The sequence below is a fragment of the Micromonospora kangleipakensis genome (assembly GCF_004217615.1).
In the GTDB taxonomy this organism is placed as follows: Bacteria; Actinomycetota; Actinomycetes; order Mycobacteriales; family Micromonosporaceae; genus Micromonospora; species Micromonospora kangleipakensis.
Map to the genome: position 1 here is coordinate 7,092,544 of NZ_SHLD01000001.1, position 14,654 is coordinate 7,107,197.

The 14,654-nt window shown below is 72.2% G+C and carries 17 protein-coding genes and 1 pseudogene; 9 read left to right on the plus strand and 9 right to left on the minus strand.

Annotated features, from left to right (window positions below; genetic code table 11):
• Window positions 1–70 precede the first annotated feature (70 nt).
• Window positions 71–715, plus strand: coding sequence for a GNAT family N-acetyltransferase (locus EV384_RS33745; RefSeq protein ID WP_242624406.1), 645 nt, complete (start codon window positions 71–73; stop codon window positions 713–715).
• Window positions 716–756: 41 nt separating this feature from the next.
• Window positions 757–990 carry a hypothetical protein gene (locus EV384_RS33750; protein WP_130339840.1) on the plus strand — a complete coding sequence of 78 codons (234 nt, stop codon included), beginning with the start codon at window positions 757–759 and terminating at the stop codon, window positions 988–990.
• A 274-nt stretch (window positions 991–1,264) separates the two neighbouring features.
• Here EV384_RS33750 and EV384_RS33755 read toward each other — a convergent pair whose 3' ends face one another.
• Window positions 1,265–2,233: an alkylmercury lyase family protein gene (locus EV384_RS33755; protein ID WP_130339842.1), complete on the minus strand. Its 969-nt coding sequence runs from the start codon at window positions 2,231–2,233 to the stop codon at window positions 1,265–1,267.
• Between the two features lie 110 nt (window positions 2,234–2,343).
• On the opposite strand from EV384_RS33755, the gene EV384_RS33760 reads away from it, so the two are divergent.
• Complete coding sequence (locus EV384_RS33760; protein ID WP_479724765.1) at window positions 2,344–2,751, plus strand: heavy metal-responsive transcriptional regulator; 408 nt, start codon at window positions 2,344–2,346, stop codon at window positions 2,749–2,751.
• Window positions 2,752–3,108: 357 nt separating this feature from the next.
• On the opposite strand, the gene EV384_RS33765 is transcribed toward EV384_RS33760, so the two are convergent.
• From EV384_RS33765 to EV384_RS33775, 3 genes are all read right to left on the minus strand, one after another.
• Window positions 3,109–3,453 carry a VOC family protein gene (locus tag EV384_RS33765; RefSeq protein WP_109801669.1) on the minus strand — a complete coding sequence of 115 codons (345 nt, stop codon included), beginning with the start codon at window positions 3,451–3,453 and terminating at the stop codon, window positions 3,109–3,111.
• 173 nt (window positions 3,454–3,626) lie between these two features.
• A complete protein-coding gene (locus EV384_RS33770; RefSeq protein ID WP_130339844.1) occupies window positions 3,627–3,863 on the minus strand; it encodes a hypothetical protein in 237 nt (78 codons plus the stop codon).
• Window positions 3,864–3,976: 113 nt separating this feature from the next.
• Window positions 3,977–4,165 carry a hypothetical protein gene (locus tag EV384_RS33775; protein WP_130339846.1) on the minus strand — a complete coding sequence of 63 codons (189 nt, stop codon included), beginning with the start codon at window positions 4,163–4,165 and terminating at the stop codon, window positions 3,977–3,979.
• Between the two features lie 67 nt (window positions 4,166–4,232).
• On the opposite strand from EV384_RS33775, the gene EV384_RS33780 reads away from it, so the two are divergent.
• Window positions 4,233–5,165 carry a beta propeller repeat protein gene (locus EV384_RS33780; RefSeq protein ID WP_130339848.1) on the plus strand — a complete coding sequence of 311 codons (933 nt, stop codon included), beginning with the start codon at window positions 4,233–4,235 and terminating at the stop codon, window positions 5,163–5,165.
• A gap of 451 nt (window positions 5,166–5,616) precedes the next feature.
• On the opposite strand, the gene EV384_RS33785 is transcribed toward EV384_RS33780, so the two are convergent.
• The 4 genes from EV384_RS33785 to EV384_RS33805 all read right to left on the minus strand — a co-directional run bounded on the left by EV384_RS33785 (window position 5,617) and on the right by EV384_RS33805 (window position 9,836).
• Window positions 5,617–6,480 (minus strand): DUF1906 domain-containing protein, encoded by an 864-nt coding sequence (locus EV384_RS33785; protein ID WP_130339850.1) that lies wholly within the window; start codon window positions 6,478–6,480, stop codon window positions 5,617–5,619.
• A 703-nt stretch (window positions 6,481–7,183) separates the two neighbouring features.
• Window positions 7,184–8,269: a redox-regulated ATPase YchF gene (gene ychF / locus EV384_RS33795; RefSeq protein WP_130339852.1), complete on the minus strand. Its 1,086-nt coding sequence runs from the start codon at window positions 8,267–8,269 to the stop codon at window positions 7,184–7,186.
• A 269-nt stretch (window positions 8,270–8,538) separates the two neighbouring features.
• Entirely contained in the window at window positions 8,539–9,273 is a 735-nt protein-coding gene (locus tag EV384_RS33800; RefSeq protein WP_130339854.1) for a Type 1 glutamine amidotransferase-like domain-containing protein, read from the minus strand.
• Window positions 9,274–9,335: 62 nt separating this feature from the next.
• On the minus strand, window positions 9,336–9,836 hold the full coding sequence (locus EV384_RS33805) for a MarR family winged helix-turn-helix transcriptional regulator (protein ID WP_242624407.1): 501 nt from the start codon (window positions 9,834–9,836) through the stop codon (window positions 9,336–9,338).
• A 93-nt stretch (window positions 9,837–9,929) separates the two neighbouring features.
• Between EV384_RS33805 and EV384_RS33810 the strand changes: the two are divergent.
• Window positions 9,930–10,700 (plus strand): annotated as a pseudogene (locus EV384_RS33810) (EamA family transporter); the annotation flags it as partial.
• Window positions 10,701–10,777: 77 nt separating this feature from the next.
• Here EV384_RS33810 and EV384_RS36625 read toward each other — a convergent pair.
• The gene (locus tag EV384_RS36625) at window positions 10,778–11,242 is read right to left on the minus strand and encodes a hypothetical protein (RefSeq protein WP_242624408.1); all 465 of its coding nucleotides are present in this window, start codon (window positions 11,240–11,242) and stop codon (window positions 10,778–10,780) included.
• Window positions 11,243–11,415: 173 nt separating this feature from the next.
• On the opposite strand from EV384_RS36625, the gene EV384_RS33815 reads away from it, so the two are divergent.
• The 4 genes from EV384_RS33815 to EV384_RS33830 all read left to right on the plus strand — a co-directional run bounded on the left by EV384_RS33815 (window position 11,416) and on the right by EV384_RS33830 (window position 14,567).
• On the plus strand, window positions 11,416–11,925 hold the full coding sequence (locus tag EV384_RS33815; RefSeq protein ID WP_130339858.1) for a SigE family RNA polymerase sigma factor: 510 nt from the start codon (window positions 11,416–11,418) through the stop codon (window positions 11,923–11,925).
• Complete coding sequence (locus EV384_RS33820; RefSeq protein ID WP_130339860.1) at window positions 11,922–12,410, plus strand: hypothetical protein; 489 nt, start codon at window positions 11,922–11,924, stop codon at window positions 12,408–12,410. Before EV384_RS33815 ends, EV384_RS33820 begins: the two co-directional genes overlap by 4 nt.
• A 130-nt stretch (window positions 12,411–12,540) precedes the next feature.
• On the plus strand, window positions 12,541–14,061 hold the full coding sequence (locus EV384_RS33825) for a DNA-3-methyladenine glycosylase 2 family protein (protein ID WP_130339862.1): 1,521 nt from the start codon (window positions 12,541–12,543) through the stop codon (window positions 14,059–14,061).
• Window positions 14,058–14,567, plus strand: a complete 510-nt coding sequence (locus tag EV384_RS33830; protein ID WP_130339864.1) for a methylated-DNA--[protein]-cysteine S-methyltransferase — start codon at window positions 14,058–14,060, stop codon at window positions 14,565–14,567. The genes EV384_RS33825 and EV384_RS33830 overlap by 4 nt, the downstream gene beginning before the upstream one ends.
• Window positions 14,568–14,654 lie beyond the last annotated feature (87 nt).

The window sequence follows — 14,654 nt, forward strand, 5'->3', positions numbered from 1 at the left end:
CGGGTGGGCAACCTCTTCGTGTGGCCGGTCGCAAGATCTCGGCCGGATCCGGAGGGACGGTGTGGCGACGATGGCGGACACCACCGGGATGACGAAGGATGCCACCATCTCCGTCGTGCCCGCCAACAAGGCGAGCTGGGAGGACCTCCAAGCCGTCTTCGGCGCGCGCGGCAACGCGGCCGAGTGCCAGTGCCAGTGGTTCCAGTCCACCCCCGCCGAGTGGCGGTCGCAGTCGGTCGCGGAACGCACCCGGCGACTGCGCGAGGAGACCCGGTGCGACCAGCCCCGGGCGCGCACGACGAGCGGCCTGGTCGCCTACCTCGACGGCGAGCCCGCCGGCTGGTGCGCGGTTCAGCCGCGCTCTGTCTATGTGCACCTGCTGGGCAGCCGGGTCGTGTGGGCCGGCCGCGACGAGGACCCGGCCGACGACGGCGTCTGGGCCGTGACCTGCTTCGTCACCCGCGTGGGTTTCCGGCGACGCGGCGTCAGCGGCGCGCTCGCCGCCGCAGCCGTCGACTTCGCCCGGGAGCGCGGCGCCCGAGCCATCGAGGGCTATCCGATGATCACGGTGCCCGGCAAGGTGATCACCTGGGGCGAGCTCTACGTCGGCAGCCGCAGCATCTTCGAGGACGCCGGGTTCACCGAGGTAACCAGACCGACGCGCCGGCGCGTCGTGATGCGGATCGACTTCCAGCCGCGCCGCGCGTACGCATGAGAGGAGGCAGTGGTGGCACCATGGGGCGGAGGCCTCGCCGATTGGACGCCGCCGTCTCTGGCCTCGTCACGGGCATCCTGGTGCACGCCGTGGCTGGGATGGTGTTCGCCGCCCTTGTCCTGTTGGAGTTCGAGGGATGCAACATCCATGACGGGCGGGCCGGGGCGCTCTCGGTGGCCGTCATCGTCGATGTGCTCCTGACGGGACCCCTGCTCTGGATCGTTCTTCGACGCAACAGACAGATCGGCTCGCCGTCCTGTCCGGTTGGGTCCTGAGTCTCGTTCCCGCGCTCGCGCTGCTCACCGCAGCCGCGGTACACGTCAACTCGCTTCCGTCCGGTTGTCCTGTGTAGCGGCTCCCTGCGCACGACGTCAGATCCGTCTTGGCTCCCCGGGCCGTGTCCGGATTGAAGTGGACCCGGGACCAGGACTCGGCCGCGTGTGGCGGCGGCGACCGTGGCGGTGAACTGTTGACGCTTTACGGAGCCGTGCATGAAGGCACCTCGTGTCGGTTTCGACAGCGGGTGGGCTGGCGTTGTCGCTGTCGGCCTCAGGCGAGCAGCGGTTCGAAGATGTCGCGGCCGAGCGTCACGGCCTGGTCCTGGTCGAGAATCGTGGCGGCCAAGCCGGGATGGGCGGTGATCCACGCCTGAGCGTTGGAGGCGCTCGTGAAGAAGTTGATGGTGGAGCAGCAGGTGTCCACGGAGCGGCCGCCGTCTCCGGTGGCTGCGTACACGATCACCGCTTCCGCCGGCTGGTAGGTGGCGGCACCGTTTGTGATGGTCACGCGGACCGGCTGGCGGGTGTGCGGATCGGCAGAGGTGATCGTCGCCTCGGTGTCGAGCATGAACGGCATGCCCAACGCATCGATCGCACACATCGCGAACACTTGAATATCGCCGAGCGACACCACGTGCGGCGTGGGCGTTGGCGAGAACGGGTAGGCCGCGACCAGACGCCCGGCGCTGTCGACGGCCACAAGGTCTTCCCGGGCAAGTTCCCGCAACGCCTGGGCGGTGTCCAGGTCTTCCCCGTTCACAGCAGCGCGGATATCGGCGTCCGTCGGGGCTGTCCCGGTGGCGGCGAAGTGACGCAGGATCGCCCGGTGCACCTGCCGGAGCCTGTCGGGCAGCTGCTCGGCGCGGCGGGGCCGGTCAGTCCGGATAGCGTTGCCCGGCTGCCCGCAGCAATCCACACCGCTCGGCTCCGTCCCGACGGTGGCGGATTCGGCGCCTATCGCCTGGCACAGGGCAGCGCGGATGCGCTCGCCGGTGGGGAGATCGAGGCGACACGCCGCCGAATCGCCGCCGGTGCCGCCCATCACGTCCACGCCGTTGACCAGGATCGACGGCGACGGATAATCCCCCACCACCTCGCTTACCACCGAGAGCGGCAGCCCGAGGTCGGCCAGCGCGGCGCGCAGCTCCTGCCGAGCGGGGGCGAGGTTCGGACAGTCGGGCACGGAACGAAGCTCAACAGCCACCCGACCCTCTGCTGCGCGATCTGCTGCTGCGGTCATCACAGCCCTCCTAGCAAACGGCTCCTGGTGGCATGACGCATACCACCTGGCCGTCACGGCTCTACCCGTACCAGACTGGACCTTCCAGTGCAGGGGAAGGTCAAGGCGCGATGACAGGAGGTCACCGGATGCGGATCGGGGAACTCGCCGAGGCAACCGGTACCACCACCAAGACCCTGCGCTTCTACGAAGCCAGCGGCTTGCTCCCGCCTACCGCCCGCACCCCAGCTGGCTACCGCGACTACGGCGACGAGGCAATTGCCCGGCTCGACTTCATCCGCCGCGGCCGCGCCGCCGGACTCACCCTCGCCCAAATCCGCGACATCCTCACCGTCCGCGACACCGGCCATGCCCCCTGCGGACACGTACGCCAACTACTCGCCCAACAGCTCAATGCCATCGACGGCCAGCTCAACGACCTGCGCGCACTCCGGGGCACCGTCGCCCAGCTCTACGACGCCGCCAACAACGCCGAACCCGACGCTTGCCCACCCGAGCAGGTCTGCCGCTATCTGTAGGCGCTCACGGTAGGACGCCTGTGTGCCCCACACTGGCAGGAGCAGGCAAAGGGTCGTCAGCCTCGCCCGGCGCTGCTCAACCGTTCCGCCGACGTACGGGGGTGGTCCGGCCGGGTGCAACGCCTTGGCTACTCGCGTGGCTACTCAGGGCGCCGGCCCCGCTGGGGGCTCCGACCCCCGCCGGGGGAGCCGGGTAGGTCGCACCAACGGCTCCGGCTGGGTGGCAGGGACTGTCGACACGCGCAGGGTTGCGGCCATCTGGTGATACCTGGCCACGGTTGTCGCTATGGGTTTCGCTGCCTTCTTGCTGCCTGGGCTGCCCTTCCGTCGGCCTCGGCCAGCCGTCAAGCCGGCGCGTCAGATTGCGACCGGGTGGCGCGGTTCGTAGAGACCGAGTTCGCCGCCACCGGGCAGCCGCAGCGCGGTGCGCAGCCCCCACCGCTCCTCGGTGACCGGGATCGTGAACTCGACGCCCTTCGCGGCCAGGTCGGCCATGGTCGCCGCGACGTCGTCGCACATCAGGAAGAGTTCGTGGGCCGGCTCGCCCTCGGTCGGGTGCATGGCGAGCTCGGCCGGCGGGAGCTTGAAGATGAGCCAGCCATGGCCGGCGTCGACGTGGTGGTAGCCGAGCGTGTCCCGGAAGAAGGCGCGGTCCGCCTCTGGGTCACGGCTGTAGATGATCACATGAGCACCATTGATCATTCACCGACCATAATGCTGAGGCCCGACGTGGCAACGCCAATCTCGCCAGAAAATGCCGCCACCGCTCGCGCCGCCCCAACTGTCGGCACCCGGGGGCCAGGTGCCCGATGATCTCTTCGCGGCGTTGTCGCAGCTCAGCGGCGGTGAAAAGTGGGCCGCCAGGGACTCGAACCCTAACGTCGATACCCACGCGGAATCCGTGCGCCCCTGCCTACCCGGCTCCAGGTAAGCCGGGGTGCTTCCCTCACCCGGAGGACCGCGAGGGCGGCAGCGACCTGGTCGGAGTGCTGCGCGCTCGCGGCGGCCAACTCGTCGGCGGCCGCCTCCGTCCGGATGAGCAGCGCCCGCAACGCCCCGTCGTCATCGGTGTCGACGCCAGCGCCCGCCAGGGCGTTCATCTCGGATGCCACGGCTGGATTGTGGCCGGGATGTGCCATGGCACCAACGCGCCGGTCGCCAACCATTGCTCAAGTCAAAGGTGACCAGTTCCCTTCACGCATGACCGTGTTCCTTACCGATTTGATCAACAGTTTGGAGATAGCGTGAAACGCACCGCCATCGCCGGCGCACCGCCGACCAGCAGATCGTGGTACTCCCGGTGATCAGCGTCCGTCGGCACGGCGACGACCCTCGCCGTGCTGGTGGCGCCGTCCGTCGCTTCGGCAAGTACGACCGACAGGGCACCGGCGGCGACCCCGACCACGGTGGCCACCACCGCCGGCGTACCCACCGGCTTCGCTCCCACGTCCACCTCGTGGACCGGCCCCACCGACGGCTGGGTGCTGGGCTTCGCGCCGTGCCGGACCGGTTCATGCCCGACCCTGATCAGCACCTCGGACGACGCGCGAACCTGGCAGCAGCGCACCGCCCCACGGATGTCGTCCACACCCGACCAGACGAAGATCCACTTTGCCAACAAGCTCGACGGGTGGGCCACCGACGGCCAGGTTCTCATGGCCACCCATGACGGTGCCAGCATGTGGTGGCGCGTGCGGCTGCCCGGCGCTATCGGCTCGGTCAGCATCTCCAAGCTGGCTTCGACCGACCGGTACGCCTATGCGATCGTCACCTACGGGGTCGGAAGCACCAAGACCACCCAGCTCTACTCCTCGCCCCTCGGCGAGGACAGCTGGCAGCCGGTGGCCGGCGTCGCGGTACCTGGCAGCGGCGGGTGGGACATCGCCACCCACGGTTCGGCCGCCTACGTCGCCCTCGGCGTGATCCACACGTCGATCCGGATGTGGTCGGCAGCCGACGGTAGTGGCTGGACCGAGGTCCAGCCGGTCTGCTCGGTGGACGACGCGGTGCGGCTGAGCAGCACTAAGCCCGATGACGTCAAGGGCATGTGCAGCTCTAATCCGATCCGCGGCTACATGCAGAAGCAGCTGGTCGAGTCGGCAGGCGGCGCGGCCCCCGTCGTGCTGGGGCAGGCGCCCAACACGGGGATCACCACCGGGTTCGCGACGGCCTCGGACAGTACCGCGGTCGTGGCCGGTGTCGGTGCGGGCGCGAGCTGGCTGCACGCCAGCTTCGATGGCGGTACGACGTGGGAGACGCCCCTGACGATTCCCGACGTGCAGCTCCCGATGCTCGACCTGGACTTCCAAGACGCCACGCACGGCGTGGTGGTCTGGGGCGGACCCGCATGGTCGGGAGCCGCGTTGTACCGCACCACCGATGGCGGTCACACGTGGAGCCAGCTCACGCTTTGACGTCAAGGCGGCGGTCCGGGGATCGTTTCGGCCCCCGGACCGCATGACCCCGCACGATCGGCCTGGGCAACGGGTGCTACAGGTCTCCTCGGTCGCGCCGCCCTGCTTCGGCATCTCCACCAACAAGAAGCTCGTCCAGCCGCAGCCCCTCCAGCGTCAAAGACGACCGGCCGCCGTAGCACTGAAAGAACCCACCCAGGCCGCAGGACGGCTCAGGCGTAGACCGCAGTCGCCAAGACGCCTCGTTTACAAGCTCTGTGCAGCCGGTACGTCCACGTCTGGGAACGGTCGTCAGCTCGGAGAGGAGTCCGTCGCTGCGCTCGTCCGCACGTCCTTGCAGCTCCTGGAAGCTCCCCGTCGCCACCTTCTCCGCTGCCCCGCACGATGTACACGACTCCGGCGATGCCGGCGTCGATGACGGCGACCGCTGTGGCGATCTTCAGCGGGTCCATCAGCCGGCTCCCGGAACGAGCCGCACCGAGGCGAGCACCTCGCGCAGCTGCTCGACCGTTACCCCGGGCTGCAGCAGCGGGGCGAGCGCCGTCGCAAGGGTTTGCTCGTCGACGTCGGCCAGGGGCCGCGCCTGCGCGGCCAGGGGCCGCGCCTGCAGCTCCTTCACGCCGCGGTAGGTGTCCTGCAGCGCCACCCCGACGGTCGGGCCGGTGCTGCCGAGAATCCGGCCGAGTAGCCGGGTGGCCACGAGGTCGGCGTCCGCGTTGGTCAGTGGCATGTCGTCTCCTTGTCCCCATTGGCCGTAGTCAGCTGTCTTGGCGCGGCACAGGTCGACGGTGCCGCCGGCCAGGGCCACGTGATTGCGGTACTGCTCGAGATGGTTGCCGGGCACCCACACGCCACCCGACCATGCGTAGGTCTGCCAATACCACGCCGCGACCCGGTCACGCCGTGCCCATTCGATCGCCCGCCGGCCGCCGTACACGCCGACCCGGCCGGCGCCGATGACGCTGGCCGCGCCGCGCAGCGCGTCGGCGACCACCGGCCACTGTCCCGAGGTCACGTCGAAATCCACGGACAGGTAGATCGGCCGGTCGGCAGGCATGCCCAACGCGCGGAAGTGCGCATCGGCCTGACGCGCCCAGTCGATGCCGGCCGACCGGCCGCCGAGCAATCCGTCGGCTGCGCCTTCGGCGTTGGCCACGATGGACAGCCCGGCCCTGATGAGTGCGCTCGCTTCCGCGGCGTCGATGTGCTTCCAGCTTCCGCCGGGCCCGCCGTACCTGACAACGAACTTCTTGCCGGCCGCGACCAGCCCGGCAACGCTCGGCCGGTCCCCGGAGTAGTCAACACCCTCGATCACGAGTCACCTCTCGCTACGGTGTCGTTTGAACGACAGGCTCCGCTCGCAACCTGAATGCACGCTGATTGCCGTGACGTCGATCGATCTGGACCGGCCGGCGCTCGGTCGGTCGGTCACCGGCGTAATCGACGCCTTCGATCGCCATCACACACCCTCCACCAGGATCTTGTTGATCTGGCTCCCTGGGTGAAGCCACGGGCAGGCGCCGGCCGTGCGGGTCCCGAGCCGCCGCCGATCCCGAAGGTGACGTCGTCGACGTCCTCGGTGCCCTGGCGGTTGTGTGCCAGGCAAGACCCCGACATGTCGGGGTCGTCGGTGCGGTACAGCAGGGCGACGTACTCACCGCGACGCTCGGCCAGAACGAGCCGGGCCCGCTCCAGGTCCAGGACGCGTACGCCCGTCCACCGCCTACACCGCCTGGCAGGACGATGACGGCGGCCGTCAGCGCGGCCGCAGCCACGGAGATGAGGAGCAGACGCCGACAGCCGGAGGGATCGAACGTGTGTTCTAGTAGGCTGCTCGGGGTGGAGGTACGTGGTCGGTTGGGGCACGAGAACGCGACCCTGGTCCTGTCGACGTATGGGCGCCTGATGCCGGACTCGGAGGAGCGCACCCGCCGGGCGGTCGATGACGCGTGCGGTTGTGCCCCCGGTGTGCCCCAGATCGAGGGCACAACCGCCTGACCTGCGAGAATGGGCGGCGTTCAGACGTTGAAGCGGAACTCCACCACGTCGCCGTCCTGCATGACGTACTCCTTGCCCTCGATCCGGACCTTGCCGGCGGCCTTCGCCGCCGCCATCGATCCGGCCGCGACCAGGTCGTCGTAGGAGACCACCTCGGCCTTGATGAAGCCGCGCTGGAAGTCGGAGTGGATGACGCCCGCAGCCTCCGGCGCGGTCGCGCCGACCGGGACGGTCCAGGCCCGCGCCTCCTTGGGGCCCGCCGTGAGGTACGTCTGGAGCCCGAGGGTGCGGAAGCCGACCCGGACGAGCTGGTTCAGGCCGGGCTCGTGCTGGCCGATCGACTCCAGCAGCTCGCGGGCCTCGTCCTCGGGCAGGTCCACCAGCTCCGACTCGATCTTGGCGTCCATGAAGACCGCCTCCGCCGGGGCGACCAGCGCCTGCAGCTCGCCGAGGAACTCGGCGTTGCCCAGCTCGGCCTCGTCGACGTTGAAGACGTAGAGGAACGGCTTGGTGGTGAGCAGGTGCAGCTCGCGCAGGTGCTCCAGCTCGATCTTGGCGGCGGCCGCGCCGGCGTACAGGGTGATGCCGCCGTCGAGGACGTCGACGGCCTTCTTCGCGGCCTCGACCGCGGCGGCCCGGTCCTTGCGGAGCTTGGCCTCCTTCTCCAGCCGCGGCAGCGCCTTCTCCAGGGTCTGGATGTCGGCCAGGATCAGCTCGGTGTTGATCGTCTCAATGTCGTCGGCCGGGGAGACCTTGCCGTCGACGTGCACCACGTTCGGGTCGGAGAAGGCGCGGACCACCTGGCAGATCGCCGAGGCGTCGCGGATGTTCGCCAGGAACGCGTTGCCCCGGCCCTGCCCCTTCGAGGCGCCGCGGACCAGGCCGGCGATGTCGACGAACGACACCGGTGCCGGCAGCACCTTCTGCGAGGCGAAGATCTCCGCGAGCTTGCCCAGCCGCTGGTCCGGCAGCCCGACCACGCCGACGTTCGGCTCGATGGTGGCGAACGGGTAGTTCGCCGCGAGCACGTCGTTCTTGGTCAACGCGTTGAACAGGGTGCTCTTGCCGACGTTGGGCAGGCCGACGATCCCGATGGTGAGGCTCACGGGCGGCCAGTCTACGCGGCCCCCGACCCGGCCCTCCCGGCCGGCTTCCGGACCGGTACGCCGACCGCCCGTTCCCGGCCCACCACGCGCCCCCGGCTGGCCTCGACCGATGAGGACGACTACCCCTACTTCCGGTGGCGGGTCGAGCTGACCCCGATGGACCGGACGGTGGACGAGGGCCACCAGATCGCGCTGGCCCGGGAGCTGCTCCAGGCGATCGAGGGCCCGGAGGTCCGGGCCACCGTCTGCGCCGCCTTCGAGGACCGGGTCTAACCGAGCAGCCGGGGCTCGATCCGGGTCTCCCGGACGCTGCCGTCCTCGGCCCGGCTCACCTCGTACGCCGCCACGCCCTCGCGGTCCGCGACCGCCTCGACCAGGCGGGTGCCTCGGTAGACCAGCCCCACCCCGTCGTCGGTGCAGTGGCTCACCGGCAGCGTGCCGTCGCCGACCAGCTTGTGCATCAGCGGCCGCCGCTGCTCCTCGCCGTCGTAGTGCACCCCGTTGCCGTACGGCAGCCAGCCCAGCCCGTCGGTGAACCCGCGCAGCGTCGGGCCGAAGCTGTCGGTGGCGCCGCCGAGGTGCCAGCAGATCGACCCGGCGGAGACCCCGCCCAGCACGACGCCGGCCTGCCAGCACTCGTGCAGGATCTCGTCGAGGCCGTGCGCTCGCCAGACCGCGCAGAGGTTGGCCACGCTGCCGCCGCCCACCCAGATGATGTCCTGGGCGAGCAGGTGGGCCCGCACGTCCTCGACGTTGGGCATCGGGAAGAGGGCCAGGTGGGACGGGCGGAACCGGGTGCCGGCGAACGCGCCGTAGAAGACGGTGAACGAGGTCGGCTGGTCGCCGACCGCCTGGTTGAGGTAGCAGATCCGGGGCGCATCACCGGCCTGCGCCAGCTCGGCCATCAGGTCGAAGACCGGGCCGGGCTGCGCGTCGTACGGGCCGCGCCGCCGGCTGGAGAAGCCCATGCTGGTGGCGACGATGGTCGGTGCACTGGCGGGCATGGTCGTCCTTCCGGTCGGTCCTGGTCACGATCATCCTGCGCCACGCCGGCCGGCCCGGTCGCTCAGCCCTCCGCCTCGGCGGCGGCGAGCAGCGTCCGCAGCAGGTCGGCCAGGCGGGCCTGGTCCTCGGGCGGCAGCGCGTCGAGGATCTGCCGCTGCACGGCGAGCCCGGCGTCGACCGACTCCTCGACCACCCGGCGACCGGACTCGGTGAGGGTGACCCGCAGCCCGCGCCGGTCCGCCGGATCGGGCGTACGCCGGACCAGGCCGGCCCCTTCCAGCCGGTCCAGCCGGCCGGTCATTCCGCCGGAGGTGAGCATCAGCCCGGCGGCGAGCGCCTTCGGCGCGAGCGTGTACGGCTCGCCGGAGCGGCGCAGCGCGGCGAGCACGTCGAACTCGCCGCGGCCGATGCCCCAGCCGGCGTAGACCTTCTCCTGGCGGTCGCCGACCAGCCGGGCCAGCCGGTAGATCCGACCGAAGACGGCCATCGGCTCGGGCCGCATCCCGGCCCGTTCCCGTCGCCACTGCTCGACGATCACGTCGACGTCGTCCGCTGCTGCCACTCCGGGATTGTGCCGCACCTCGCCCTTCCCCTTTCACTCGACATTAATTAGCTTAGTGCTAATCTACTTAGCGACGAGGTAAGGACGGAACACATGGACCGACGCTGGAGCGACGTCGCGCTGACCGCCGCCGCCCCCACCGCCTGGGGCACCACCTACCTGGTCACCACCGAGCTGCTCCCCGCCGACCGGCCACTCTGGTCCGGCGCGCTCCGGGCGCTGCCGGCCGGGCTGCTGCTGCTCGCGCTGACCCGCCGCCGACCGCACGGCGTCTGGTGGTGGCGTTCGGCCCTGCTCGGCGCGCTCAACATCGGCGCCTTCTTCCCGCTGCTGTTCCTCGCCGCGTACCGGCTGCCCGGCGGGACCGCCGCCGTGCTCGGCGCGGCCCAACCGCTGCTGGTCGCCGCGCTCGGCGTGGTCGCCCTCGGCGCCCGGCCCGGCCGGCCGGCGCTGCTCGCCGCGCTGGCCGCGCCGCTCGGCGTGACCCTGGTGGTGCTGCGACCGGGGGCGGCGCTGGACCCGCTCGGCATCGCGGCCGGCCTCGCCGGCACCGCCGCCATGGCCGCCGGGCTGGTGCTCACCCGGCGCTGGGGACGGCCCGCCGGGGCCGGCACCCTCGCCGCGACGAGCTGGCAGCTCGTCGCGGGCGGCCTGATGATCGTGCCGCTGGCCGCCGCCGTCGAGGGCGCGCCCGCCGCACCGGACCGGGCCGCCCTGCTCGGGTACGCCTGGCTCGGGCTGGTCGGCACCGCCGGGGCGTACGCGCTCTGGTTCCGGGGCGTCGCGCTGCTGCCGGTGACCCGGGTGTCGGTGCTAGGCGCGCTCAGCCCGCTGACCGCCGCCGCGCTCGGCTGGCTGGTGCTCGACCAGGCGCTCGGCCCGGTGCAGCTCGCCGGCTTCGCCGTGGCGGTCATCGCGACGGTGGTCGGCCAGCTGCCCGGTCAGCCGGCCAGCAACCGACGCCAGTCGGGGGCCGGGCCGTCGCGCTCCACCCACTCGGGCAGCGGGCCGGGCGACAACTCCGCCGCCGCGGCGCGCGGCAGGACGAAGCGGTGCGCGGCGGCGGGGCCGGCCGCGTACGACTCGTCGAGCATCCAGCGCACCTCGTCGACGGTCCAGCCCAGCCCGGCCCGGCCGGCGATCTCCCGGACCAGCCGCAGGCCCACCCGGGTGTCGTCGTCGTAGAAGCGCACGCACCAGTGGTGCGCCCACATGCCGAGCGCGCGCAGCCCGGCCGCGTCCAGCGAACCGGCGAGCCGGCCGCAGGCGGTCTCCGGAAAGGCCCGCCCCGGGTCGTCGGCGCGGTCCCGCTCGATCGCGCCGTAGGCTGCCGGCGCCACCACCCGCATCCGGTCGTAGAAGCCCTGCACCACCGCGCGGTCCAGCCGGACCCGTCCGGACCGCATCAGCGGGCACCTCGCCCGGCCACGCTCGCCATCCCCCGCACCTTTTCTTGAGTTGGTGGCGGGACGGTACCGGCCACTACCGACACTTTCGGGCCGGAAATCGTTGCGGCGCCAGGGATAGCTGGCCTGAGCTGGGGCGTCTGTAACTGTGACAGTGAAAACGGGGAGGGTGGGTGGACGAGGACGAACGGGCCCGGCTGGCCGACTTCGTGGCGAGCCGGACCCCGGCGCTGATGCGGGTCGCGTACCTGCTCACCGGGGACCGGCACGCCGCCGAGGACCTGGTCCAGTCGGCGCTGGCCAAAACCATCCCGAAGTGGCGGACGCTGCGGCACGCCGACCCGGAGGGTTACCTGCGCGCGGTCATGTACCGCGAGCAGGTGAGCTGGTGGCGGCGGCTGCGGCGACGCCGGGAGACGACGCTCACCGGGGCCGACGAGGCGGTCCAGGCGGACTTGAGCGGTAACACCGACGTACGGCTGGCGATGCGCGCCGCCCTGCGCCGGCTGCCGCCCGCGCAGCGCACGGTGCTGGTCCTGCGCTACTACGAGGACCTCACCGAGACCCAGGTGGCCGAGCTGCTGGACTGCTCGATCGGGACGGTCCGCAGCCGCACCCACCGGGCGGTGGCCCGGCTGCGCCAGCTCCTGCCGGACGTCGAACTCCTGGAGGTACGGCCGTGACCACGCCCTTCGAGGACCTCATCCGCACCACCCTCTCCGATCTGGCCGAGGAGGCACCGACAGTGCAGGACCAGTTGATCCCGGCGGAACGCCGGGCCCGGCACCGCCGGCGCACGACCGTGGCGCTGGGCGCGGCGGGGACGTTCGCCGCCGTGCTGATCGCCGCCCCGCTGGCGATCGCGGCGACCAGCTCGGACGCCCCGCGCCCGGCCGCCCCGAGCGCCCCGCCCAGCCCGGCGGCACCGGGCCCGACCGGCATCCTTCCGTCGGCGCCGCCGACACCGAGCCCCACGTCCCCGGCCGAACCGCCGTTCCCCAGCCCGTCGGCGTCCGACCGGCCCTGGCCGACGGCCACCCCCAGCCCCGCCCGCCCGGAGGCGCCGGGAGCGCCGGCCGCGGTCCCGGCCGCCCCCGGGCTCCCCGCCGCCTCGCCGAGCCCGACCGGCACCTGGCCGGCGCCGTCGCCCAGCCCGTCACCCCGCTGACCGCACGCCGCCGGCCCGGCCACCTCGGGCCGGCGGCGCGGCCGGACGGGGAGGCGGCCCGGCGGCACCCGTACGGCCAGGTCCGAATCCCGCCAGCCATCGTCCCGACCAGCAAGGCAGTATCGGTGGCGTGGAGTTGGACTTCGAACGGTGCTACCGGGCCGTGGACAGCCGTGACCAGCGGTTCGACGGCTGGTTCTACACCGGCGTGACCTCGACCGGGATCTACTGCCGGCCGTCCTGCCCGGCGACGACGCCGAAGCGGCAGAACGTCCGGTTCTTCCCGTCCGCCGCCGCCGCGCAGGGCGCCGGGCTGCGGGCCTGCCGCCGCTGCCGCCCCGACGCCGCCCCGGGCTCCCCGCAGTGGGACGTCCGCGCCGACGTGGTCGGGCGGGCGATGCGGCTGATCGCCGACGGGGTGGTCGACCGGGACGGCGTACCGGGGTTGGCGGCCAGGCTCGGCTACACCGAGCGGCACCTGCACCGGATGCTCCGCGCCGAACTGGGTGCCGGACCGCTCGCGCTGGCCCGCGCCCAGCGCGCCCAGACCGCCCGGATCCTCATCGAGACCACCGGCCTGGGCATGGCCGAGATCGCGTTCGCCGCCGGGTTCGGCAGCGTCCGGCAGTTCAACGACACGGTCCGGGAGGTGTACGCGGCCGCCCCGTCCGAGCTGCGGATCAGCCGGGGCGGCCGGCCCGCGACCGGCGGGGCGGGCACGATCACGCTGCGGCTGGCGTACCGGCCGCCGCTGCACGCGACGGCGCTGCTCGACTTCCTCGCGCTACGGGCGTTGCCCGGCGTGGAGGAGGTCCGCGACGGGACGTACCGCCGGGGGTTGCGGCTCCCGCACGGGGCCGGCGAGGTCGCGCTGACCCCCGCCGACGGGCACGTCTCCGCGACGCTGCGGCTGGCCGACATGCGCGACCTGGCCCCCGCGGTCGCCCGCTGTCGCCGCCTGCTCGACCTCGACGCCGACCCGGTCGCGATCGACGAGACCCTCGCCCAGGACCCCGCCCTGGCCGCGGCGGTGGCTGTCGAGCCGGGAGTACGCCTCCCCCGCGCCGTCGACGGCTTCGAGATGGCGCTGCGCGCCATCACCACCCAACAGGTCTCCCTCCAGTCCGCCAGAACCACCCTCACCCGCCTCCTCCAGGCAGCCACCCCCACCCCCACCGGCCCGGGTGATCATGAAGTTGTTGCCCATGGACACGGCGTGTCAGAACAACAACTTCATGATCAACGCGAGCGGGAGCGCGGGCCGGGCGCGGCGCTGCGGGGGTTTGTCAGCGCGGGGGAGGTGGTGGGGTTGGGAGACAGCGCGTTCGGGATGCCGGTGGCGCGGCGGGAGACGATCCGGGCGCTGGCGCGGGCGGTCGTGGACGGGGAGCTCGAGCTGGAGCCGGGCGGGGACCGGGAGGAGACCGTGCGGCGGCTGACGGCGCTGCCCGGGATCGGGCCGTGGACCGCCGGCTACGTGGCGATGCGGGCCCTGGGCGACCCGGACGTCTTCCTCCCCACCGACCTCGCCGTCCGCCGGGGCGCGGCCGCGCTCGGCCTGCCCACCGACCCGAAGACCCTCGACGCGTACGCCGACCGCTGGCGCCCCTGGCGGTCGTACGCCGTGATCCGACTCTGGAGAGCAGCATGACCACCCTGGACAGCACCGTCATCGACACCCACACTGGCCCGCTGAGCATCCTGACCGGCCCCGACGGGGCGGTCCGCGCGGCCGGCTTCACCGCCGACCCGGCCGGCCTGCTGCCGCTGACCCACCCGAGCCTGCGCGGCGAGCTGCGGCACCGGCCGGAGCTCGGCCCGGTGACCGCCGCCGTCCGCTCCTACCTGGATGGTGACCTGACCGCGATCGACGCGGTGCCGGTGGAGCAGCACAGCGGCGGCTCGTTCCTGACCCACGCCTGGCAGGTGCTCCGCGAGGTGAAGCCGGGCGAGCCGGTGACGTACACCGGTTTCGCCGGGCTGGCCGGGCGCCCGGCGGCGGTCCGCGCCGCCGCGGCCGCCTGCGCCCGCAACGCCGCCGCGCTCTTCGTCCCCTGCCACCGGGTGCTGCGCACCGACGGAACGCTCGGCGGCTACCGCTGGGGGCTGGAGGTGAAGCGGTGGCTGCTGCACCACGAGGCCATGAGCAGGCAGTGACGGGAAGCTGACACCGGCGCGTCACACAATTGACGCTACCGTCGGGTAGTGCCTGCGCAGAGCGACGGCGACCCGGCGGCCCGGGAC